At 36.7% G+C, this 21,987-nt stretch carries 24 protein-coding genes and 2 tRNA genes; 21 read left to right on the forward strand and 5 right to left on the reverse strand.

Annotation, left to right across the window (positions count from 1 at the left end):
• The first annotated feature begins 6 nt into the window (after positions 1 to 6).
• From sdhA to DN392_RS03430, 3 genes are all read left to right on the forward strand, one after another.
• Positions 7 to 1,800 carry a succinate dehydrogenase flavoprotein subunit gene (gene sdhA, locus DN392_RS03420; RefSeq protein WP_000676749.1) on the forward strand — a complete coding sequence of 598 codons (1,794 nt, stop codon included), beginning with the start codon at positions 7 to 9 and terminating at the stop codon, positions 1,798 to 1,800.
• On the forward strand, positions 1,793 to 2,554 hold the full coding sequence (sdhB, locus tag DN392_RS03425; RefSeq protein ID WP_001291830.1) for a succinate dehydrogenase iron-sulfur subunit: 762 nt from the start codon (positions 1,793 to 1,795) through the stop codon (positions 2,552 to 2,554). Before sdhA ends, sdhB begins: the two co-directional genes overlap by 8 nt.
• A gap of 93 nt (positions 2,555 to 2,647) precedes the next feature.
• Positions 2,648 to 3,094, forward strand: coding sequence for an acyl-CoA thioesterase (locus tag DN392_RS03430; protein WP_000822751.1), 447 nt, complete (start codon positions 2,648 to 2,650; stop codon positions 3,092 to 3,094).
• Positions 3,095 to 3,130: 36 nt separating this feature from the next.
• On the opposite strand, the gene DN392_RS03435 is transcribed toward DN392_RS03430, so the two are convergent.
• Positions 3,131 to 3,910 (reverse strand): M15 family metallopeptidase, encoded by a 780-nt coding sequence (locus DN392_RS03435; protein ID WP_000720198.1) that lies wholly within the window; start codon positions 3,908 to 3,910, stop codon positions 3,131 to 3,133.
• A 264-nt stretch (positions 3,911 to 4,174) separates the two neighbouring features.
• Here DN392_RS03435 and motA point away from each other — a divergent pair, with 264 nt between their 5' ends.
• Together motA and motB are read left to right on the forward strand one after the other, a co-directional pair.
• Positions 4,175 to 4,969: a flagellar motor stator protein MotA gene (motA, locus tag DN392_RS03440; RefSeq protein WP_000344855.1), complete on the forward strand. Its 795-nt coding sequence runs from the start codon at positions 4,175 to 4,177 to the stop codon at positions 4,967 to 4,969.
• Positions 4,959 to 5,747, forward strand: coding sequence for a flagellar motor protein MotB (motB, locus tag DN392_RS03445; protein WP_001256743.1), 789 nt, complete (start codon positions 4,959 to 4,961; stop codon positions 5,745 to 5,747). The genes motA and motB overlap by 11 nt, the downstream gene beginning before the upstream one ends.
• 24 nt (positions 5,748 to 5,771) lie before the next feature.
• Here the strand turns inward: motB and DN392_RS03450 are convergent, their stop codons facing one another.
• Positions 5,772 to 6,599 (reverse strand): 5'-nucleotidase, lipoprotein e(P4) family, encoded by an 828-nt coding sequence (locus tag DN392_RS03450; RefSeq protein ID WP_061672424.1) that lies wholly within the window; start codon positions 6,597 to 6,599, stop codon positions 5,772 to 5,774.
• A 343-nt stretch (positions 6,600 to 6,942) separates the two neighbouring features.
• Here DN392_RS03450 and DN392_RS03455 point away from each other — a divergent pair, with 343 nt between their 5' ends.
• From DN392_RS03455 to DN392_RS03465, 3 genes are all read left to right on the forward strand, one after another.
• Positions 6,943 to 7,827, forward strand: a complete 885-nt coding sequence (locus tag DN392_RS03455; protein ID WP_048565755.1) for an ABC transporter ATP-binding protein — start codon at positions 6,943 to 6,945, stop codon at positions 7,825 to 7,827.
• Positions 7,828 to 7,829: 2 nt separating this feature from the next.
• Positions 7,830 to 9,053, forward strand: coding sequence for an ABC transporter permease (locus DN392_RS03460; RefSeq protein ID WP_001224961.1), 1,224 nt, complete (start codon positions 7,830 to 7,832; stop codon positions 9,051 to 9,053).
• 118 nt (positions 9,054 to 9,171) lie between these two features.
• Positions 9,172 to 9,603 carry an Rrf2 family transcriptional regulator gene (locus tag DN392_RS03465; RefSeq protein ID WP_000512998.1) on the forward strand — a complete coding sequence of 144 codons (432 nt, stop codon included), beginning with the start codon at positions 9,172 to 9,174 and terminating at the stop codon, positions 9,601 to 9,603.
• Positions 9,604 to 9,662: 59 nt separating this feature from the next.
• Here DN392_RS03465 and DN392_RS03470 read toward each other — a convergent pair whose 3' ends face one another.
• Both DN392_RS03470 and DN392_RS03475 read right to left on the reverse strand, forming a co-directional pair.
• Complete coding sequence (locus DN392_RS03470) at positions 9,663 to 10,328, reverse strand: MIP/aquaporin family protein (RefSeq protein ID WP_000913204.1); 666 nt, start codon at positions 10,326 to 10,328, stop codon at positions 9,663 to 9,665.
• Positions 10,329 to 10,471: 143 nt separating this feature from the next.
• Complete coding sequence (locus tag DN392_RS03475) at positions 10,472 to 11,437, reverse strand: DMT family transporter (protein ID WP_001201646.1); 966 nt, start codon at positions 11,435 to 11,437, stop codon at positions 10,472 to 10,474.
• A 100-nt stretch (positions 11,438 to 11,537) separates the two neighbouring features.
• On the opposite strand from DN392_RS03475, the gene DN392_RS03480 reads away from it, so the two are divergent.
• Entirely contained in the window at positions 11,538 to 12,110 is a 573-nt protein-coding gene (locus DN392_RS03480) for a helix-turn-helix domain-containing protein (protein ID WP_000658052.1), read from the forward strand.
• A gap of 70 nt (positions 12,111 to 12,180) precedes the next feature.
• On the opposite strand, the gene DN392_RS03485 is transcribed toward DN392_RS03480, so the two are convergent.
• Positions 12,181 to 12,366 carry a PspC domain-containing protein gene (locus DN392_RS03485; RefSeq protein ID WP_000044335.1) on the reverse strand — a complete coding sequence of 62 codons (186 nt, stop codon included), beginning with the start codon at positions 12,364 to 12,366 and terminating at the stop codon, positions 12,181 to 12,183.
• Between the two features lie 334 nt (positions 12,367 to 12,700).
• On the opposite strand from DN392_RS03485, the gene DN392_RS03490 reads away from it, so the two are divergent.
• From DN392_RS03490 to DN392_RS03550, 12 genes are all read left to right on the forward strand, one after another.
• The gene (locus DN392_RS03490; RefSeq protein ID WP_000219571.1) at positions 12,701 to 13,942 is read left to right on the forward strand and encodes an amidohydrolase family protein; all 1,242 of its coding nucleotides are present in this window, start codon (positions 12,701 to 12,703) and stop codon (positions 13,940 to 13,942) included.
• A gap of 98 nt (positions 13,943 to 14,040) precedes the next feature.
• The gene (locus tag DN392_RS03495; protein WP_000792694.1) at positions 14,041 to 15,336 is read left to right on the forward strand and encodes a purine/pyrimidine permease; all 1,296 of its coding nucleotides are present in this window, start codon (positions 14,041 to 14,043) and stop codon (positions 15,334 to 15,336) included.
• Between the two features lie 165 nt (positions 15,337 to 15,501).
• Positions 15,502 to 15,726, forward strand: coding sequence for a spore germination transcription factor GerE (gene gerE, locus DN392_RS03500; protein ID WP_000659484.1), 225 nt, complete (start codon positions 15,502 to 15,504; stop codon positions 15,724 to 15,726).
• A gap of 186 nt (positions 15,727 to 15,912) precedes the next feature.
• A complete protein-coding gene (locus tag DN392_RS03505; protein ID WP_000780757.1) occupies positions 15,913 to 16,200 on the forward strand; it encodes a hypothetical protein in 288 nt (95 codons plus the stop codon).
• Positions 16,201 to 16,356: 156 nt separating this feature from the next.
• Positions 16,357 to 17,019, forward strand: coding sequence for a type 1 glutamine amidotransferase domain-containing protein (locus DN392_RS03510; RefSeq protein WP_002107622.1), 663 nt, complete (start codon positions 16,357 to 16,359; stop codon positions 17,017 to 17,019).
• Positions 17,020 to 17,529: 510 nt separating this feature from the next.
• Positions 17,530 to 18,339, forward strand: a complete 810-nt coding sequence (racE, locus tag DN392_RS03520) for a glutamate racemase (protein ID WP_000774000.1) — start codon at positions 17,530 to 17,532, stop codon at positions 18,337 to 18,339.
• Positions 18,340 to 18,470: 131 nt separating this feature from the next.
• Positions 18,471 to 19,520 (forward strand): spore germination protein GerM, encoded by a 1,050-nt coding sequence (gene gerM / locus DN392_RS03525; RefSeq protein ID WP_001126754.1) that lies wholly within the window; start codon positions 18,471 to 18,473, stop codon positions 19,518 to 19,520.
• Between the two features lie 128 nt (positions 19,521 to 19,648).
• Positions 19,649 to 20,386, forward strand: coding sequence for a ribonuclease PH (gene rph / locus DN392_RS03530; protein ID WP_001261774.1), 738 nt, complete (start codon positions 19,649 to 19,651; stop codon positions 20,384 to 20,386).
• Between the two features lie 11 nt (positions 20,387 to 20,397).
• Positions 20,398 to 21,006: an XTP/dITP diphosphatase gene (locus DN392_RS03535; RefSeq protein WP_000815937.1), complete on the forward strand. Its 609-nt coding sequence runs from the start codon at positions 20,398 to 20,400 to the stop codon at positions 21,004 to 21,006.
• Positions 21,007 to 21,019: 13 nt separating this feature from the next.
• The gene (locus tag DN392_RS03540; RefSeq protein WP_000645515.1) at positions 21,020 to 21,523 is read left to right on the forward strand and encodes a metallophosphoesterase; all 504 of its coding nucleotides are present in this window, start codon (positions 21,020 to 21,022) and stop codon (positions 21,521 to 21,523) included.
• 109 nt (positions 21,524 to 21,632) lie between these two features.
• Positions 21,633 to 21,706: transfer RNA gene (locus DN392_RS03545), tRNA-Gly, on the forward strand.
• A 1-nt stretch (position 21,707) separates the two neighbouring features.
• A tRNA-Arg gene (locus tag DN392_RS03550) sits at positions 21,708 to 21,781 on the forward strand.
• Positions 21,782 to 21,987 lie beyond the last annotated feature (206 nt).

Genomic DNA, 21,987 nt, shown 5'->3' on the forward strand with positions numbered 1-21,987 from the left:
GAGAGCATGAAAGGGAAACTTATAGTAGTCGGCGGTGGCTTGGCTGGCTTAATGGCAACGATTAAAGCGGCGGAAGCAGGAGTAAATGTTGAACTGTTTTCTTTAGTACCAGTAAAACGTTCGCATTCTGTATGTGCCCAAGGTGGAATTAACGGTGCCGTAAATACGAAAGGTGAAGGGGATTCTCCATGGATCCACTTTGACGATACAATTTATGGTGGGGACTTCTTAGCGAACCAACCACCAGTTAAAGCAATGTGTGAAGCAGCACCTGGTATTATTCATTTAATGGATCGTATGGGTGTTATGTTCAACCGTACGGAAGAAGGACTTCTTGATTTTCGTCGTTTTGGTGGAACACAACATCACCGTACAGCATTTGCTGGTGCAACAACTGGACAGCAATTACTATACGCATTAGATGAGCAAGTACGTCGTCACGAAGTAGCAGGACTTGTAACGAAATATGAAGGTTGGGATTTCTTACGAGCTGTTGTTGATGACGAAGGTGTGTGCCGAGGAATCGTTGCACAAGACTTACAAACAATGGAGATTAAAAGTTTCCAAGCTGATGCCGTGATTATGGCAACAGGGGGCCCTGGTATCATCTTTGGAAAATCAACTAACTCTATTATTAATACAGGTACAGCAGCTTCTGCTGTATATCAACAAGGCGCATATTATGCAAACGGCGAGTTCATTCAAATTCATCCAACGGCAATTCCTGGAGACGATAAATTACGTCTTATGAGTGAATCGGCACGTGGTGAAGGTGGCCGTGTTTGGACATATAAAGATGGTAAACCATGGTACTTCCTAGAAGAAAAATATCCGGCTTACGGAAACCTTGTACCTCGTGATATTGCAACGCGTGAAATCTTTGACGTTTGCGTAGAGCAAAAACTAGGTATTAACGGTGAAAACATGGTGTACTTAGATCTTTCTCATAAAGATCCGAAAGAACTAGATATTAAACTTGGTGGAATTATTGAAATCTATGAGAAGTTTACAGGTGATGATCCTCGTAAACTACCAATGAAAATCTTCCCAGCAGTTCACTATTCAATGGGCGGACTATGGGTTGATTATAAGCAGATGACAAGTATTCCAGGTTTATTTGCAGCAGGTGAGTGTGATTATTCTATGCACGGTGGAAACCGCCTTGGTGCGAACTCACTATTATCAGCAATTTACGGTGGTATGGTAGCAGGACCGAACGCGATTGAGTATATGAAAGGTCTTTCTAAATCGTCTGATGCTGTTTCATCTACTGTATATGAGCAAAATGAATTAATCGAAACAGAGAAATTTAACAATATTTTAACGCTTGATGGTAACGAAAATGCATATGTTCTTCATAAAGAGCTTGGAGAATGGATGACAGATAACGTTACAGTAGTTCGTGAAAATAAAAAGCTACTAGAAACTGATGCGAAAATTGAAGAGTTAATGGCGCGTTACAAACGCATTAACATTAACGATACAGCGAGATGGAGTAACCAAGGTGCTTCATTTACACGCCAACTTGCAAATATGTTTGAGTTAGCACGTGTTATTACAATTGGCGCATATAACCGTAATGAGAGCCGCGGGGCGCATTACAAACCTGAATTCCCAAATCGTGATGATGCAAACTTCTTAAAAACTACGATGGCGAAATTTGAAGGAGAAGGAAATGCACCAGCATTCCATTACGAAGAAGTGGATGTTTCATTAATTAAACCACGTAAACGTGACTATTCTTCAAAACATGATGTAGCTGCTAAGGGTGAAGAGAAGGGGGATAAGCAACATGTCTGAGAAAACAATCCGCCTCATCATTACGAGACAAGATGGACCAGATGCACAAGAGTTTGACCAAGAGTTTGAAATTCCATATCGTCCAAATATGAACATTATTTCGGCACTGATGGAAATTCGTCGTAATCCTGTTGATTCAAAAGGAAACCAAACGACTCCGATTGCATGGGATATGAACTGTTTAGAGGAAGTATGTGGCGCATGTTCGATGGTGATTAACGGAAAACCACGTCAATCATGTACAGCTCTTATTGATCAGTTAGAACAACCAATTCGCTTAAAACCAATGAAGACATTCCCAGTTGTACGTGACTTACAAGTTGACCGTAGTCGCATGTTTAACGCTCTAAAACGCGTTAAAGCTTGGATTCCAATTGATGGTACGTATGACTTAGGACCAGGACCAAGAATGCCTGAGAAGAAACGTCAATGGGCTTATGAGCTTTCAAAATGTATGACATGTGGTGTTTGCTTAGAATCATGTCCAAACGTAAATAGTAAATCTGACTTTATTGGACCAGCACCGTTATCACAAGCTCGTTTATTCAACTCACATCCGACGGGTGAAATGCATAAAGCAGATCGCTTACGTGCAATTATGGGAGATGGAGGACTTGCAAACTGTGGTAACTCTCAAAACTGTGTGCAATCATGTCCAAAGGGTATTCCATTAACAACTTCAATTGCGGCATTAAACCGTGATACAACAATTCAATCGTTTAAAGATTTCTTTGGTAGCGACAATAACTATTAATAAATATTGCCTCTTCATGTTGAAGAGGCAATATTTATAACTTTATTTTTCTGTTTATTCTGTTTATTTTGAAGGCGAAAAGGAGAGGAAACAATGAAGAGGATTTCTTATATTGAAGACTTTGAGCGATGGGAAAGTGGTTTTTCATTTTACAATCCTGTAAAAGTTCGTTTTGGTGAAGTAGATATGTTTGGGCATGTAAATAATGTCGTTGCCTTTACCTATTTTGAAGAAGCACGTATCGCATTGTTTAAAGAACTTGGGTTTATGCAAGAATGGACGCATGAATCTTCAGAAACGATGATCGTTGTTGCAGATTTACAATGTAATTTTATTAAGCAAATATATTTTGATGAACAGTTGAAGGTGTATGTAAAAGCGGGATCGGTTGGGAATTCTTCTTTAGATTTGCATTACATGGTGAAGAATACGGCAGGAGAAGTTTGTTTAGTTGGTCGTGGAATGATGGTTCAAGCATCGAAAAAAACGGGAAGAGGCGAACCGTGGCCTGAAGAATGGAAGAAAAAATTACTACAATGATAGAATGAAAGAAAAATAAGAGAGCAATTTGCTCTCTTATTTTTTGTCTTCCATCGCTTCTTCTAATGTTAAATGATGTTTATATATGTATGTAGCATACGGGTTTCCAACGTAGCGCAAATGCCACGGTTCATATGAATATTCTGTTGTTTCTGTTTTATCTTCTAAATAACGAATGACAAAGCCAAATTCATGGGCGTGTTTTGCAACCCATTTTCCTTCGGCTGTCTCTCCAAAAATAGGCTCTAATTGGAATTTAGCAGATTTTGAACTAATATCCATTGCTAAACCAGTTTGATGTTCACTCGTACCAGGAATGGCACTTACTGAATCAGCTTCAGCTTTTCCTTGACGTCTAACGTATGTATCATGTAATGATTTTTGGCGTTTGTATGAACGATAACCAGATACAGCTGTAAGTTCAAGTCCTTCTTTCTTTGCCGCTACAAACATATTTTCAAGCGCATCTGCAGCATCTTTGCGCAGTAGCGTTTTTTCTTTATCTTTTGGACTAGTAAATGGTACGTTTGGTCTTGTTAAATCTTCAGGTATGTATCCGTCTGGTAGTTTTCGATGTTTATTCACTAAGACAAGATTAGACTCTGGATTTGTTACAACGGAAAAATCATTGTCTAGCTTCTTTGCATTATGATCAGCTTTCGGAAAAGCAGGAATCTCTTCTTTTTGGTGATTACTATGCTGTTGACTTTCGACAGCTTTTGCCCCATTTTGTAGTGGTGATTTAGAACCAAAGTAAGCGAAAGAAGTGATACCGATTACAATAGTAGTGGCAGAAATAATGATTATCTTTTTCATGATGCCTTGTAATCACAGTCCTTTCTTAATAAAATATGTATTGTTTTTATTATAAGTCTAGTTTGTTGAAAAAGAAATATAAGAGTCGTAACGTAATAGAAATGCAAAGAAAATGTCAGAAAATGTGTGAAATTGTAGTATTTTTTTATTTAATTCATTTCTTATCTTTCATGAAATGAATTTTTTATGTAATATATATACATAAGAAGATGTAGCGATTATCGAGAATAAAGAACTTCTTGTATAGACTAGGAGTGAATGGGAATGGATTTTGCAACAATTATTGGACTTATTTTAGGATTTGTAGCAGTGGTAGTAGGGATGGTCGTCAAGGGCGCTGACGTAAATTCCTTATTGAATCCTGCCGCAGCATTAATTATTTTTATCGGTACATTTGCTGCAGTATGTATCGCATTTCCGATGAATCAACTAAAAAGGGTTCCAAAATTATTTAAAGTTCTTTTTGGTTCAAATAAAAAGGATTTAAGTTATGAACAGTTGCTAGAATTATTTGTTCATTGGACATCAGAAAGTAGAAAATACGGTATTTTGTCTTTAGAGCAACAATTAGACAAAATTCAAGATGAATTTCTTTTGCGTGGTATGAAATTTGTGATTGATGGCGTATCCGCAGAAGATTTAGAGCAAATTTTAGAAGCTGAATTAGAAGCGATTGAAGAAAGGCATGCAAAAGGAGCGGCAATTTTTTCTCAAGCGGGTACATATGCACCGACATTAGGGGTTTTAGGTGCTGTTATTGGTCTTGTAGCTGCACTTGGCAATTTAACTGATATTGAAAAGTTAGGTCACGCTATTTCGGGTGCTTTTATTGCAACGATTTTTGGTATTTTTTCAGGCTATGTATTATGGCATCCATTTGCAAATAAACTAAAGCAAAAATCTGCAGCTGAATTAGAGAAAAAACGTTTAATTATTGATTGTTTATTAATGTTACAAGAGGGTACATATCCGTTTATTATGAAGAACCGCATTTTAGGTGCACTTTCTGCAACTGAGCGTAAAAAGCTAGAAAAAGGAGCAGAAAAAAATGCGGAGTAAAAAAAATAGAAGAGGCAAAAAGAAAAAACACGAAGAACATATCGATGAAACTTGGTTAATCCCTTATTCTGATATGTTAACGTTGTTATTTGCATTGTTCATCGTTTTATTTGCGATGAGTAGTATAGATGCTGCGAAGTTCAAACAGATGGCAGTAGCATTTCGAAGCGAATTAGCAGGTGGAACAGGAAATAAAGAGTTTTTAAGTGATCAGAAGCCAAATGATGAAAAGGAATTATCAGCAAGTAGCCTTGAGGCAGAACAAGCAAAAAAACAAGAAGAAGCTAGAGAAAAAGAAAAAAAAGAAATGGATGAATTGAAAGCATTACAAAAAAAGATTGATCAATATATTAATGAGAAACAATTATCCTCTTCTTTTCAAACTAAATTAACTGAAAAGGGATTAATGGTGACAATATTAGAGAATGTGCTGTTTGATTCGGGGAAAGCAGATGTGAAGTTAGAATCACTAGGGATTGCAAAAGAGATGTCTAGCTTACTTGTTTCAGCGTCACCTCGTGAGATTACAGTATCTGGTCATACGGATAATGTCCCTATTGCCAATGCGCAGTTTGCATCGAACTGGGAATTAAGTACGCAGCGTGCAGTTAATTTTATGCAAGTATTACTCCAAAATAAAGAATTACAACCAGAAAAATTTAGTGCGATTGGTTACGGAGAATACCGTTCAATTGCTCCAAACGATACACAAGAAGGAAAGGCAAAGAATAGGCGTGTGGAAGTGTTTATCTTGCCTTTAACAGAGAAGGGAAAATAAAGAGGATGGCGAATGCCATCCTCTTTATTTTGCATCAAATGATTTTAAGTTGTCGCGACGGATTTTATCTTTTTCTGCATCTGATTTTTTGAAATCATAATCATATAAAGCGCCTTCCCAATCACCATACATTGGATTCGGGAAAATAATAAATTTCTCACCAAATTGTGCTTTCGAATCTGATACTGCTTGATTGCGGTCTTTTACAGACTTTCCATCAAAACCAGTGAAATCAGATAAGTTATCACCGAAGAATAAGACGATATCATGTGTTTGTGAAACGAGTTCACGTCGTTTTTCTTTTCCTTTTTCTTTCGGATCTTGTAGTAATATATGTTCTTTCGTTGCTTGAGGAGCACCTACACGCTCAAGATTTTTAATTGTTGCATCTAGTTGGTCCGTTTTACGATTTGAGATGTAGTAAATATCTACACCTTTAGATTCTGTATATTTTAAGAAATCAATTGCGCCTGGAAGGGCTTCAGCTTCAGCCTTATTAATCCAGTCATCCCATTTATACGGATAGCCTTTTCCTGTTTTTACGCTCATTGCTTGATGAGGACTGTTGTCTAAAACCGTTTCATCTAAATCAAGTACGATAGCAGGCTTTTTCTCTGTCCCTTTTGCAAGAGCTGCATCAAGCTTCAATTGACCGATATTGTATCCTTGGTAGTAAAGTGCTTTCGTTTCACCGGCTGTTTGATACCATAAATCAGCCATTAATTGCTGTTCTGTTAATTTTACTTTTTCTTCTTTTGCCACTGTTTTCTCTGGTGTTCCTGAACATGCTACAAGCGATGTAGATAGAACCGCTACAGATAATAAAGTGGTAATACCCCTCTTCATCTTCATATGTATCCTCCTTGATGTTAGAAAATCATCTTATATTATATATTAAAATATAAAAATTTTTTTATGAACATTTGCATATTGTCTTTTGTATATATAGTAGTATGTCCTATATTAGAAAGATGAGAAAAATGTTGGAAATCATTTTGTCAATTATAATTGTCGAAATGACAATTATAATTGACAAATAACATGATGTTATTTACAATTTTAACTAAATAGAACAAATGATGGATTAAGGAGATGTTACATACTAAGAGGATGAAGTGTAGTGCTATATTTTATCCTGAATAAACATAGTCTTTGAAAGAGAATATGAATGATATTAAAGGGGAGGCTTTATACTTTGAGTTTACAAATTCAAAACTTAACGAAGCAATTTGGGGAATCAAAAGCAGTTAATGGCTTGCAAATTTCGTTACCAAAAGGTGAAGTGCTAGGATTACTTGGACGAAATGGTGCAGGGAAAACAACGACAATCAAAATGCTTCTCGGATTATTAACGCCTAATGAAGGCTCTATTACATGGGATGGAAAATCATTTGGGACTAGTGGGGTAACGATTGGGTATTTACCAGAAGAAAGAGGTTTATATACAAAAAGTAGAGTAATAGACCAGTTGCGATATTTTGGTAGATTAGAAGGAATGTCGAAAAAAGAAGTAGATCTGGCTATTGATCACTGGTTAGAGCGATTAGCGATACCGGAATATAAATTTAAAACGGCAGGAGAGCTTTCAAAAGGGAACCAGCAAAAAATCCAATTAATTGCTGCCCTTCTTCATAATCCTGAACTTCTCATTTTAGATGAACCATTTAGCGGACTAGATCCAGTTAATGCTGGGATGTTAGCTAGCATTATTGAAGAACAAGTACAGAGCGGAAAGACCATTATTTTATCTAGTCATCGTATGGAACAAGTAGAGGCTTTTTGCCAACATGTATGTATTTTGAAAAAAGGCGAAGCAGTCGTAAAAGGCCAGTTAAGTGATATTAAAAAAGAATACGGTTTCCGTAATTTAACGATTGAAGATACAGAAGAGAATGTGAAGGGATTAGAAGCTATACATGTATCGTATGAAAAACAACAAGGCCTTCTTTATATGCAAGTACAAGATGATGCAGAAGCTCTAAAGATTTTACAAAAATTGCAAGAACAAGGTGTTACCTTACGACAATTTAAAATGTTAGAGCCGACGTTAAACGAAATCTTTGTAGAGAGGGCGAAATAACGATGCGTAAATTTTCTCACGTATTTTCATTTTATTTCAGGGAAGCATTTTTATCTAAAAAATCATTAATCATGAGCGCGATTTTATTTTTAATTGTTTTTGGGATTTTTGCGTTCAATCATTTTACTTCAAGTAATGATAAAAATAAGGATAAAGATAAAATTGCAGTTGTGACAGAGAGTTCTACATATAAAATACAAAAAGAAGAGTTAACTAAGTTATTACCATCAGCTAAATTAACAATTGGTTCAAAAGAAGATTTCAATAAACTGCATAAACAAGTAGAAGAAGGCGAGTTAGACGGTTTGTTTCGTGTAACTGAAAAGAATGGAGTTCCAGAAGTCACGTATATGTTTAATGGGTTCGCTAGTGAAACAAATTCTACAATTATAGCTAGTTATTTAAAGGGAAAATATATGGCGGTAACAGTTGCTAAACATAATGTTTCACCAGAAATTGCACAACAATTGCAAACCGAAATTTCTGTGAAACAAGAAGCAATAAAAGATCGTTCTGCCTCTGCCGGAATTGCATATTTCTTCATATTCGCTTTATATATGTTTATTGTTGCGTTCGGAAGCACAATTGCGATGAATATTGCTTCTGAAAAAGCTTCTCGCGTTATGGAAGTTATGATTCCGAAAGTAAAACCTCTTACGATGATGTATGCAAAAATTTTAGCGGTTGTTTCAACGGCGTTATTACAACTTGTCATATTGGCATGTGGTTATTTAGTTCCTTATTTACTAGGGTGGGTAGATTTAGAAAATGGTTCCTTATTTGGCGTAATTGATGTTACAAAGTTAGATGCAAAAATAATCGGTATGTTCCTAATTTATTTTGTTACAGGATATTTCCTGTATGCGATGATGTATGCAGCTGCTGGTGCGGTTGTTTCTAAGACGGAGGATTTGCAAGGTGTAATGCTACCGATTTCAATTTTAATAATTGCAGCATTCTTTATAAGTCTTAAATCGTTAGGTGACCCAAATAGTACTATCGTTGTTATAAGCTCTTATGTTCCGTTCTTTACCCCGATGGTTACATTCTCACGCTTTGTAGCTGGTGAAACTGGTATGTTAGAAATTATGATAACATTGGCGGGGCTTTTAGCGACAATCGGTATTTTAAGTGCTGTTACAAGTCGCATTTACGTAAATGGCGTAATGAATTACTCAGACAAAGTGAAATTTAAAGATTTAGCGAAGTTTATAAAGCGTCAATAATGAGAGAAAAGTATGATTTCCTATTGGAATCATGCTTTTTCTTTATGTATAAATTAAAAATAGTATATAATAATAAGAGTCGTCTTTTAATAGAATGAATACAAAGGAGGGTGTGCAGATGGGGATTAGTAGTCGTTTTACAGTAGGTGTTCATATGTTAACGTTACTTGCGATAGATCGAAACTCTCGCTGTACCTCTGAATGGATTGCTGGTAGTGTGAATACAAATCCAGTTGTGATTCGTCGCATTACAGGAATGTTGAAGAGAGCAGGACTTGTTGATGTACAAGCTGGTAAAGGTGGTACGACACTTGCTCGTGATTTAGAAGAAATTACATTACTTGATGTATATAAAGCAGTGGAAGTTGTAGAAGAAGGCCAACTATTTTCCTTCCATGAAAATCCCAACATTGAATGTCCAGTAGGAGCTAATATTCAATCAGTATTAGAAATTATTTTAATGCAAGCGCAAGAAGCGATGGAAAACGTACTTGCAAATGTAACGGTAGATCAATTAGTTACAAACTTAAAGTCTAAAATGAAAGAGTAAAAAAGCGAGCAACCTCATAATGAGGGCTCGCCTTTTTTTATTCAGAAATATTGAAAATTCTATTTTTCAGTATTTAAAATGAATTTACCAACAATAGCTGCTACGATACCACCAAGAATTGGTGCTACGATGAATACCCATAGTTGAGAAAGTGCTTCTCCGCCAGCGAATAGAGCTGGTGCGATACTACGAGCTGGGTTAACAGAAGTTCCAGTTAACGGAATTCCTAATAAGTGAACTAAAACTAATGTGAAACCAATTACTAATCCTGCTAGAGAAGAACTTCCTTTTTTACCTGTTACAGCAACGATAACTAAAATGAATACGAAAGTTAAAATAAATTCAACTAGAAATGCTCCAGATAAACCAAGAGTTCCAAAACCATTTTGACCTAAATTATCTAAAGGTGTTTTAGCAGAGCGTAAAATCGTTACTAACGTTGCAGTTCCTAATAAACCACCTAAAATTTGAGCTAATACATAATAACAAAGTTCCATAGCGTTCATTCTTTTGTTGATGAACATAGCTACTGATACTGCTGGGTTAATGTGACATCCAGAAATTGTTCCGATGCTATATGCCATAGCCACAATAGATAGACCGAAAGCCATAGCGATTCCTAATGTTCCAATTCCTTCAATTCCGCCGCCAATGACAGCTACTCCAGTTCCGAATAATACAAGTACAAATGTACCAATAAATTCAGCGATTGCTTTTTTTAACATAATTTACCTCCTAATATTGCGCATGAAACGTATTATAACATAGGTTTTAGTATAAACAGCTAATGAAATACTATTCTGATAAGGCGAAATAGGGGGACAATAAAAAAAGAGTATAGTTCTTTGTTAGAGAACTATACTCTTTTTTATGCAGTTTTTTTCTGCTTAATGACTGGGGCAGAACGGTTTAAAACGCTATTTGCAACCATTCCTAACATAATAATAATCATTCCAAGTAGGGAAAGACCACCAGGAAATGAACCATTCAAGAAAACAATTTCGCCAAGCACGGTAAAGACCATCGTTCCAGCTTGCGTTGCTTCAACAGCTCCAAGTAGAGAGAGGTTATCTTTGGCTAAGTCAGTAGCAAAGAAAAATGTCATCGTCGCAATCACGCCAGAACATAAGGCTAACAAAAATCCTTGCAACATTTGGCTGGATGTTGGAATACCGGTAGTAGAAAATCCATATATACCAAGTAAAATTGTTATAGGTAGACTTCCTATTGCCATTCCTAATACACGTTGGAACGTATCAAGACGTCCGCCAACAAGCTCCATCATTTTTCGGTTGCCGAATGGATATAAGAAGGCTGCTACTACGACAGGTAAAAAACCTGAAATGAACTGAGTCATTGTAATATGACCTGCTGCAGTCGCTTGCATACAAATTACACCAAGTAAAATAAATAATGCGACATATAAACTACGAAGTGGAATTTTTCCGCGTACAAGTTTTGTGCCTAATTTCGTTTCTATTTTAACGAAGAATAACGGTGATAAAAGTAGCCCTGCTAATATAGTAACTTGCCAAGTTCCAGCAACGAGCCAAGCTGGAGAAAAGACAGCTGCGAAACTTAATAAAGAATAGAAACCAATACCAGCAACGGACCCCCATCCGATCCACGCTAATGGATGTTTCTTTAATTCTTCCCATAAACCCTTTAAGTTTTTGCGAAATAAAACGATAAGGAATAAAATAGGGAGAGCAAATAAAAAACGGAAGGAAGCTGTCCAGGCCCAGCTCGTTCCAGATACATTCATCGCTCGATTAATAATAAAGGTTGCGGAAAAAAAGGCTGATGATAAAAGGCCTAATAAAATTGCGCGCATGAAGCATAGCACTCCTTTCGGAATTTGATGATTACGTATAGTATAATATACTTTAAAATAATAAAAGTAAACTATTTTATACTTTAAGGTGGTTTTATAGATGAAAGAACATGAAGATATGCAAACGAAAGAAGTCATTCAGCAAGTAGGTCAGCTGTTAAGACAAATTCGAAATGAACAAAAATTAAGTTTAGAAGAATTAGCCCAAAAAACTGGGGTTAGTAAATTAACATTAGGAAAGATTGAAAGAGGCGAAACGAATCCGACGTTAGCTGTCATTTGGAAAATAACGAAAGGGTTATCGATTCCTTTATCGCGATTGATGGTTGTTGGAGAACCTGTAGCTGTGGCGCGCTGCGGAGAAGGATTTGCAGTAGATGTAGGACAAGCATGGCATTTAGAAACGATGTTCCGCTATACGAAAGAAACGGGGATGGAAATGCATCGTGCTTGTTTAAGATCGAATAGTATATATGAACCAGAAGCTCATCATGAAGGTGCTATTGAGCTTGTAACAGTAATGAAAGGGAAAGTATCGATTCAAGTAGAAAGCGATGTATACGAATTAAATGAGTTTGACTCTATTCAATTTGAAGCGAATAAAAAACATAGTTATAGAAATGAAGAAGATGAAGTAGCAGTATTACATTTAACGATGAAATATTCTTCATGAAAAAATCCCCTATAGAAAAATCTATAGGGGATTTTTTATACGCTATGCTCAAATAGATGAAAGAATGTTATTAGTAAGAGCGTGGCATAAGTAATAAACAAATAAAATAAACTAAAAACCCCGTCCCAAAACATAAAATAGCAATGACCCAAAGTATGCGAATGAGAGTAGAGCTAATATCAAAATATTCCCCTAAACCACCGCATATACCAAATAGCATTTTATCAGTTTCGGATTTACATAATCTTTTTGACATCTTCCAATCCACTCCTTTTTATCCCGCTTTAACGGGCAGTAAGACCTCCACCTAAAAATTCAGCGAAAGCAAAGAAGTTAGGTGGGGATTAACTGCCCGTAAAAGCCCGATTGGTTTAACTAATGATCAGTGGGGGGATGAACAAACCCCCCACTGATCAAAGTTTCACTTTATACCAAGCTATATACTTCTATTCTATATGGAAATTTATGAGAAGACTATGAGGTTGTATGACATTTTTTTTAGAGAACAGTCGTATTAATTGTCTTAATTTTCAGTTGATATTAAAATTATAGTAAGAGGTAACTTTTAATAAAGGGTGGGGGAAATAGAGATGACAGTATATTGGCTGACTAACGTAATGCTTGAATCAGGGTATACATATGAAGAGGGGAGAATTTCCCAAACAGAAACAGAGTTATGTAGTTTACTCATTGAAGATGGACGAATTAAAAAAATGATAGCAGGGGCTGTTCAAGAGGAAGGAGTATTAATTCTTGATGCTAAGCGTTTATTAATTTTGCCAGCTTTTGAAGAGATGCATATTCATATTGATAAGACGTATTATAGTGGTCCTTGGAAAGCTTGTATGCCAGCAGAGAATATTTTTACGCGTTTTCATGAAGAAGAAAAAATTCTGCCGAAGCAATTAGCAACTGCTCAAGATAGGGCGGAAAATATGTTAGCGTTATTGCTTCGAAATGGTGCAACGAATATTAGAACGCATTGTAATGTTGATCCGATTATTGGACTTGGTAATTTGGAGGCGACGTTAGCGGCGTTGGAAACATATAAAAATCAGGTTTCTGGTAGAATTGTTGCTTTTCCGCAACACGGATTATTGCGCAGCAATTCTGTGCAACTTGTGAAAGATGCGATGCGTATGGGTGCGCATCTAGTCGGTGGAGTGGATCCAGCTACAGTGGATAATGATATTGAAAAATCATTACATACCATTATGGATATCGCAGTAGAATTTAATGCAGATGTTGATATTCATCTGCATGATGCGAATAATCTTGGGACGTTTACGATGAAGCGATTGGCAAGTTTAACAGAAGAAGCGGGATGGCAAGGTCGCGTAACAATTAGTCATGCACTTGGACTTGGTGGTGTTACGGATAAAGAAGTTGAAGAAGTGGCGGAAAGACTAGCTGCTTTAAATATTGATATTACTTCAACGGTGCCAATTGGGAAACAAGTAATCCCAATTCCGTTATTAGATAAAAAAGGTGTGAAAGTTTCATTAGGAAATGATAGTATTACTGATCATTGGTCACCGTTTGGCACAGGTGATATGCTGCAAAAGGCAAATCGATTAGCGGAACGTTTTGGGTGGAGTGACGAAAGGTCTTTAGGAAAAGCCCTTCACTTTATTACGGGTGGAAAAGAAACGTTAAACAATGAAGGGAAGCGAGCATGGCCGAATGTAGGAGATGAAGCGAGTTTTGTTTTGACGAATGCAACATGTACTGCTGAAGCGGTAGCGCGTCAAACAGAGAAACGTTTAGTCGTGCATAAAGGGAATATTGTTGTTGGAAGTTTAAATGAGGTGGAATTAAATAATCTTGTGTAAAAGAATCGTGTGAATGTTTTGAGGAGGGTTCTAATTGTGAGTGTAGAACCCTTCTTTGTTATGCTTGCAATATATTTCTTATAGGGAAGCTAGAAAGGATGAAAAATTTGGACAATCAACATAACCAAAATCATATTATGGGAACTTTGCAATGGTTTATATTTTTATTAGCGAATTCAATTGCACTACCAATTGTCGTTGGCGGATTATTTCATCTTACGACGGAAGAAATATTTTATTTAATGCAGCGTACGTTTTTTGTAGTTGGTATATCTTCTTTTTTACAAGGGTGGCTTGGACATAGACTGCCAATTGCGGATGGACCAGCTGGATCGTGGGTTGGAGTATTTACCGTACTTGCTTATGCAACGGCCGGGCAAGATCAATTACATAGTACGTTGCAAATTTTAGAATTAGGAATGATAATTTCCGGTGTTATTTTAATAGGATTAGGAGTCACTGGTTTTATCGGACGTATTTTATTTTTATTCACGCCGCTTGTGACAGGGACGTTTTTACTTTTATTATGTTTACAATTAAGCGGTGTATTTCTAAAAGGAATGCTAGGAATTACTGCTACTGTTTCTCAAATCGATGGATTTACAGCGATAATTGCGTTTAGCATATTTCTTTTCGTTATTATACTATCTAACTTCGGAAAAGGTTTTGTCAAAAGTTATGCGGTTTTAATAGGATTAATTAGTGGGTGGATTCTTTTTCTCATTGCAGGAAAAATGACGATTCCATCTCAAGTAACTCATTTTGTGCAACTTCCACATGTATTTGCTTGGGGACTTCCAAAGTGGAATACAGGTATGGCTGTATCCAGTTTCGTTATGGTATGTATTTTAGTTTCAAATACAGTGGCAGCTATTATAGCAATTAATCAAGCTACCATTCAAAAGGGGACTATTGAACAAAAACAGTTGAAGGGTGGTACGTGGGTTGGAGGGATTTCGCATATCATTTCTTCTGTATTTTCAACTGTAGGTGTCGTGCCGTTACCAGCAACGGCAGGATTTATACGTTTAACGAAACAAAAATATATACGATCGTTCTTACTAGCATGTTTGTTACTAGTCGTAATGTCGTTGTTTCCAAATATTATTCGTTACTTAGCATCGTTACCACCCGCTGTCGCATCTGCGGTTTTAATGGCTTCGTTCGTACAGTTAATTGGAATTGGGTTTCATAATATAAAACAAGTGCCAATGAGCGAAAGGAATGTAACGGTTTTAGGAGTTTCTGTATTATTTGGAAGCGGTGTTATGTTTTTACCGTCTGGAGCACTCCAATCACTGCCGTCTGTTATGCAATATATATTCGGAAATGGTTTGTTCGTAGGTACAGTTGTCAGCATATTACTAGAACAAATATGGCGTAATGAAAAGTGAGTGGATACAAAGAGTGTCTGCACTGTATAAAAGTCTAAAATAACATGTGAAATAAAGCCTATTTTCATTCACCACCCGCACATTTCGTTCATACAATATCTTGACTAAATAAACACCCAACTTACACATACACGGCTCTGGCTTAAGCAAGGAGGTTTATACCAGTTGAAGGAAAAAGCGTATCAATCTAAACCGTTACTCACAAAGAGAGAGAGAGAAGTATTTGAATTACTGGTTCAAGATAAAACAACGAAGGAAATTGCAGGTGAACTTTTTATCAGTGAAAAAACAGTACGCAACCACATCTCAAACGCAATGCAAAAGCTAGGAGTTAAAGGACGTTCACAAGCAGTTGTTGAGCTTCTTCGCATGGGAGAGCTCGAACTATAAAAAGAAAGCCGACTTTTATATGAAGAGTCGGCTATTTTTCTGTTTATATTTTGAACTTAAAAAGGTATCTCAGACTTTGAGAAGGAAGATATGTTTAAGAAAGAAACGTTAAAAATAACTACTTTATAACATGATGAGGCATTCAGGGTAGGTATCTTTGTCATTTATGAATAAGAAGGTGCAAATATGAAGTTGTATTTTAAGGATATGGAGATAGGTGAAATTAAAGATGTTTTTGGAGACATGCCATGGATGTATGGAACAATTCGTCTATCTGAAAATAGTAAACCGTTCCAAAAATATTTTCGTGAGATGGTAGACGAAGATAGTGGATTTGATTTTGAAAGCATGGATCCTGAATTTTTATATGAAGGAAATTGGTCTGTTTTTGATGAGGATAATCAGCAGTATTTAGGGATTGATATACCTGCTATTCATATGGAGGATAAAACGATTGCGTGGCGTTGGAGATAAAAGTTATAAGGTTGTGAAAATCTTCGTACGAAAGAATTCAAACGATAACAACAAGTTGACTTTTATACAAAAGTTCAGCTTGTTGTTATCGTTTTTTCCGCTTGCTATATGAATGATAAGAACATTTTATACATAAATAGGTAGTAAGGAGGGGATATGTTGAAAAGGATATTGTTAGTTTCAACAAGCGCTCATAATATGAATGGACACCCGACTGGTTTGTGGTTGGAAGAGCTCGCAGCTCCTTATAATGTGTTTAAAAAGGCTAAGTTCGATGTTGATATTGTGTCGATAAAGGGCGGTAAAGTACCTATTGATAGAGTGTCTATTCCAAATGGCATACCTCGTGAATTTAAGTATGTCGCTTCTTTATTGCAAAATACGAAGCCAATCTCAAATGTTCGTTTTTCAGATTATGATGCAGTTTTATTTGGTGGTGGGCACGGAGCGATTGTAGATTTTCCAGGTAATCCATATGTTGCAAATTTGATTGAGAATATGTACAACAATAACAGAATTGTAGCGGCTGTTTGTCACGGAGTAAGTTCTTTAGTCGGTGTAAAAAATAAAGATGGCTCGTTTTTTGTTGCCGGTAAGCGTATAACAGGTTATACGAATGATGAGGAAAAAGCTGTGCTTTTAGAAAAACGAGTGCCGTTTTTATTAGAAAGTAAATTGAAAGAAGAAGGAGCTTTGTTTTATGTTGCTCCAAATTTCACGCCGCATGTCGTAGTAGATGGGCGTTTAATTACAGGGCAAAATCCGCAGTCTAGTATGGAAATAGGGAAAGCTATAAGAAGAGCTGTCAATAAATTATAGAAAAAGTGCTCGCTACTCATAAAGGTAGCGAGCAAAATTATGGAATCTACAAATAGTTATCGTTTGAATTTTATTTTAATCGTCATTTTAATCTCTGCTCATTTCTTCTTATTAATAGGAATGTCGTCTTTCCAAAAAAAGATGGAGCAATAAAGTGAAACTTTAATTAGTGGGGGCATCCCCCACTAATTATTAGTTAAACCAATCGGGCTTTTACGGGCAGCCCGATCCCCACCTAACTTCTTTGCTTTCGCTGAATTTTGAGGTGGGGGTCTTACTCCCCGGCAAATAACGTGGTAAATACGCATTTTATATAGAAGAAACCGACTTTCATATAGAAGGTCGGTTATTTTTCTGTCTTGCAAATTATGAAAAAAAGGAGCAAAATAAAAAAGGTCCTAGTCTATATAGGTACAAATGAAAATTTTCATACAGAAGCAGTTTAAGTTAGCGAACTTAAAGTGTGTAAAATATAATGATAAAAAAAGATGATGAATGAGAAAACGGGTGATGAAGTTGAATAGAGCAATCGGTGTTATCGATTCAGGAGTTGGCGGTTTAACAGTAGCGAAGGAATTAATTCGTCAGTTGCCGAAAGAGCGTATTATATATTTAGGGGATACGGCACGTTGCCCTTATGGTCCACGTTCTCGAGAAGAAGTGCGTCAATTTACGTGGGAAATGACGGAGCATTTACTAGATTTAAATATCAAAATGTTAGTTATTGCGTGTAATACAGCAACTGCGGTTGTATTAGAAGAGATGCAGAAACAATTACCAATTCCAGTGGTAGGGGTTATTCACCCAGGATCACGTACAGCTTTAAAAGTGACAAACACGTATCATGTTGGGATTATTGGAACGATTGGAACGGTGAAAAGTGGTGCATACGAAGAAGCGCTAAAGTCTATTAATAACCGTGTTATGGTAGAAAGTTTAGCGTGTCCGCCTTTCGTTGAGCTTGTAGAGAGTGGAAATTTCGAAAGTGAAATGGCGTATGAAGTTGTACGAGAAACGTTGCAACCGCTGAAAAATACTGATATTGATACACTTATTTTAGGTTGTACACATTATCCAATTTTAGGTCCTGTTATTAAAAAAGTAATGGGAGATAAAGTACAACTAATTAGTTCAGGTGATGAAACAGCGCGCGAAGTAAGTACAATTTTATACCATAGTAAAATGTTGAATGAGGGAGAGGAACAAAGTGATCATCTCTTCTTAACGACAGGAAAAATAGGCCTATTTAAAGAAATTGCATCAAAATGGTTCGGTCAACCGATTGAAAATGTGAAACATATTCATTTAGAAAAAGAATAATAGTAGAATCCATATAAGTGAGCTCCTGAGAAATCAGGAGTTTTTTTGTTTATAGGAAGCACAGCTTGTTCTAAAAAGTGAAACAGCTCGTATACATAATAGTACAAACTTAGATTTTAGGGGGGAATGGCATGCCTAAATCCACTTTTAAATGGGTTGTTGGTGCTACTGTGAGCGCTGTTTTACTAACAGGGTGTGGCTTTATAAATCAGGAGAAAGCAACGGAACAAATTGATCCGCCAAAACAAGTTACGTATACAGAGGGTGGAAAGAAAGAAGTAGCTAAGAAAGATAAGCAAGGACAAACGGTAAATAGAGAACTATACCTTGTTGATAAAAATGGCTATGTTGTACCGCAAACGTTAGCTATACCTACTCCGAAAGCAAATGAGGTCATTCAGCAAACGTTAGAGTACCTTGTGAAAGATGGACCGGTAACGAATCTATTACCGAATGGGTTCCGTGCAGTCATTCCAGCGAATACATCGATGACACTAGATTTGAAAAAAGATGGGACGGCAGTCATTGATTTCTCTAAAGAAATGAAAAACTATGCAAAAGAGGAAGAGCGTCAGATGGTTGAGTCAATAGCCTGGACGTTGACGCAATTTAAAGAAATAAAACAAGTGCAGTTCCAAATAAATGGTGAGAAATTGGCGAAGATGCCTGTTGGTGGTACACCACTTGGTGAAGGGGTGAGCCGTGCTAATGGTATCAACTTCGATGATGAACAAGTAGCGGATGTAACAAATACAAAACCTGTTACACTTTATTTTATGGCACAAAATAATAATAAGCAGCAATACTACGTACCAGTAACACGCCGCGTTGTAGAAGGAAAAGAAAATGATTATGCAGCAATTATAGATGAACTTGTAAAAGGACCGATTCATCAATCGCTTCTGAATGATTTTAATCCAGGAGTTAAGTTGATTACGAATCCGAAGTTACAAGATGGAAATCTTACATTAAACTTTAATGAAAATATATTTATAAACCCAGATAAAAATATGGTTTCAAATTACGTATTGAAGTCGTTAGTTTTATCTTTAACAGAAAAGAAAGGCGTGAAAAGTGTTTCTATTGAAGTAAATGGTAAAGCGAATCTTATAGATGAAAAGGGCGGAAAGTTAATAAAACCTGTCGATCGTCCAGAAAACGTGAATACAGGTAGTTTTTAATCTTCAATAATTTGATATACTTAAGTAAGAAAGGGGAATTGCTTTTTTGGTTCCCCTTCTTTTATTGTATACATATCATACATTTAAATTTGGCTATACTAACAAGTAGTTATGAGGAGGTTATTTTTATGCGAGTAGATGGTAGAGAGAAAACAGAATTACGCCATATACATATTCATACGAATTATTTAAAAAATCCAGAAGGGTCAGTATTAATTGAAGTTGGGGATACAAAGGTAATTTGCTCAGCGACAATTGAAGAGCGTGTCCCACCGTTTATGCGTGGAGAAGGAAAGGGCTGGGTAACAGCTGAATATGCGATGATTCCACGTGCAACAGAACAACGTACAATTAGGGAATCAAGTAAAGGGAAAGTAACAGGACGTACAATGGAAATCCAGCGCTTAATTGGACGAGCTTTACGTGCGGTAGTTGACCTAGAAGCACTTGGTGAAAGAACAGTTTGGATCGATTGTGATGTTATTCAAGCGGATGGTGGAACGAGAACTGCTTCTATTACAGGTGCATATGTAGCAATGGTATTAGCGTTCGAGAAGTTATTACAAGCAGAAAAAGTATCTAAAATTCCAGTAAAAGATTATTTAGCAGCAACGTCAGTAGGAATTGTTGAAGAGCAAGGTGTTGTTTTAGATTTAAACTATGTAGAAGATTCTAAAGCAGACGTTGATATGAACGTGATTATGACTGGAAAAGGCCAGTTTGTTGAAGTGCAAGGAACAGGAGAAGAAGCGACGTTTAGCAGAGCGCAGTTAAATGAATTACTTGATGCTGCGGAACAAGGTATCTTCCAACTAATCGACATGCAAAAAGAAGCGTTAGGTGACATCGTATCTCATATAGAGTAGAGGTGGAAAGTATGAAACAAGTTGTTGTAGCGACAAAAAATATGGGGAAAGTACGTGAATTTGCTGAGTTATTTGAGCGATTTGATTTAGAAGTAAAATCATTGCACGATTTTCCTCATATTGAAGAAGTCGAAGAAACTGGTGAAACATTTGAAGAAAATGCGATCTTAAAAGCGGATAGTCTGAGTAGACAGCTGAATGCGATCGTAATCGCGGATGATTCAGGTCTTATTGTAGATGCTTTAAATGGAAAACCAGGCGTGTATTCAGCTCGTTTTGCTGGAGAGCCGAAAGATGATCAAGCGAATATTGATAAAGTGTTACAAGAATTAAATGAAATAGCGTTTGAAAAGCGTAAAGCTCGTTTCTACTGTGCATTAGCAGTGGCTTTCCCTGAAGGGGATAAAAAGCCTGTCATTGTAAACGGGACGTGCGAAGGGTATATTTTAGAGCAGCGCCGTGGGGAAAACGGCTTTGGATATGATCCGATTTTTTATGTGGAAGAATATAAAAGAGCGATGGCGGAACTAAGTTCAGATGAGAAAAATGCCATTAGCCACCGTGGACGTGCTCTTCGTAAGCTAGAAGAAAAAATCCCTGAATGGTTTTTAGGAGAATAAGGGAGAGAGATTGATGAAAGCTTTAATCGTAAGCGATAGTCATAGCTCTGTGAAGGAATTACAGCAGTTGAAAGAGAAATATGAAGGAAAAGTAGATGTCATGATTCATTGCGGTGATTCAGAGCTAACGCCTGCTCATGAAGAGCTGCAAGGTTTCCATGTTGTAAAAGGGAACTGTGATTATGCTAACTTTCAAGACGAAATTGTAACTGATGTAGATGGCATTCGTTTCGTAGTTGTGCACGGACATCGTCATAACGTGAAAATGACATTACAAACATTAGCGTACCACGCAGAAGAGGTAGGGGCGCAAGTTGCATGCTTCGGACACTCTCACGTATTAGGTGCAGAATTAATCGACGGCGTTTTATTTATTAATCCAGGCAGCATTTTATTACCGCGTCAGCGTGTAGAAAAGACATTTGCTTTATTAGAAATGGATGAAAATCAAATGGAAGTTCGTTTTGAAACATTAGACGGACAACTAGTTGAACAAGCAGTTTTTAAAAGAGGATAAGAAAAATTATCCTCTTTTAAAAAAGGTGTTGACTTTATGTATGGTTATACATATAATAAATATTGTCGATAGGGCAACGGCGCTAACGAAGAAAAATAAAATAACATATGCGGGTGTAGTTTAGTGGTAAAACAAGAGCCTTCCAAGCTCTGGTCGAGAGTTCGATTCTCTTCACCCGCTCCATGTCCCAGTAGCTCAGCCGGATAGAGCATACGCCTTCTAAGCGTACGGTCGGGAGTTCGAATCTCTCCTGGGACGCTAAAAAAACCTTGTTATCTTTTGATAACAAGGTTTTTTATTTGTCTAAAAATTGATATATGTGCAAAAGGTGTAAAAAAATAACGTAATATATGGTAATTATTATGTGTAACGGATTAAAGTGCATTAAGAAAAGAGCGCCATTTATGCGCCCTATTTCTCTTGTTTAATTTAAAGAATCAATAGGCTTATGAAGGAACTTAAAT

The organism is Bacillus sp. BB51/4, assembly GCF_008368845.1.
GTDB lineage: Bacteria > Bacillota > Bacilli > Bacillales > Bacillaceae_G > Bacillus_A > Bacillus_A wiedmannii.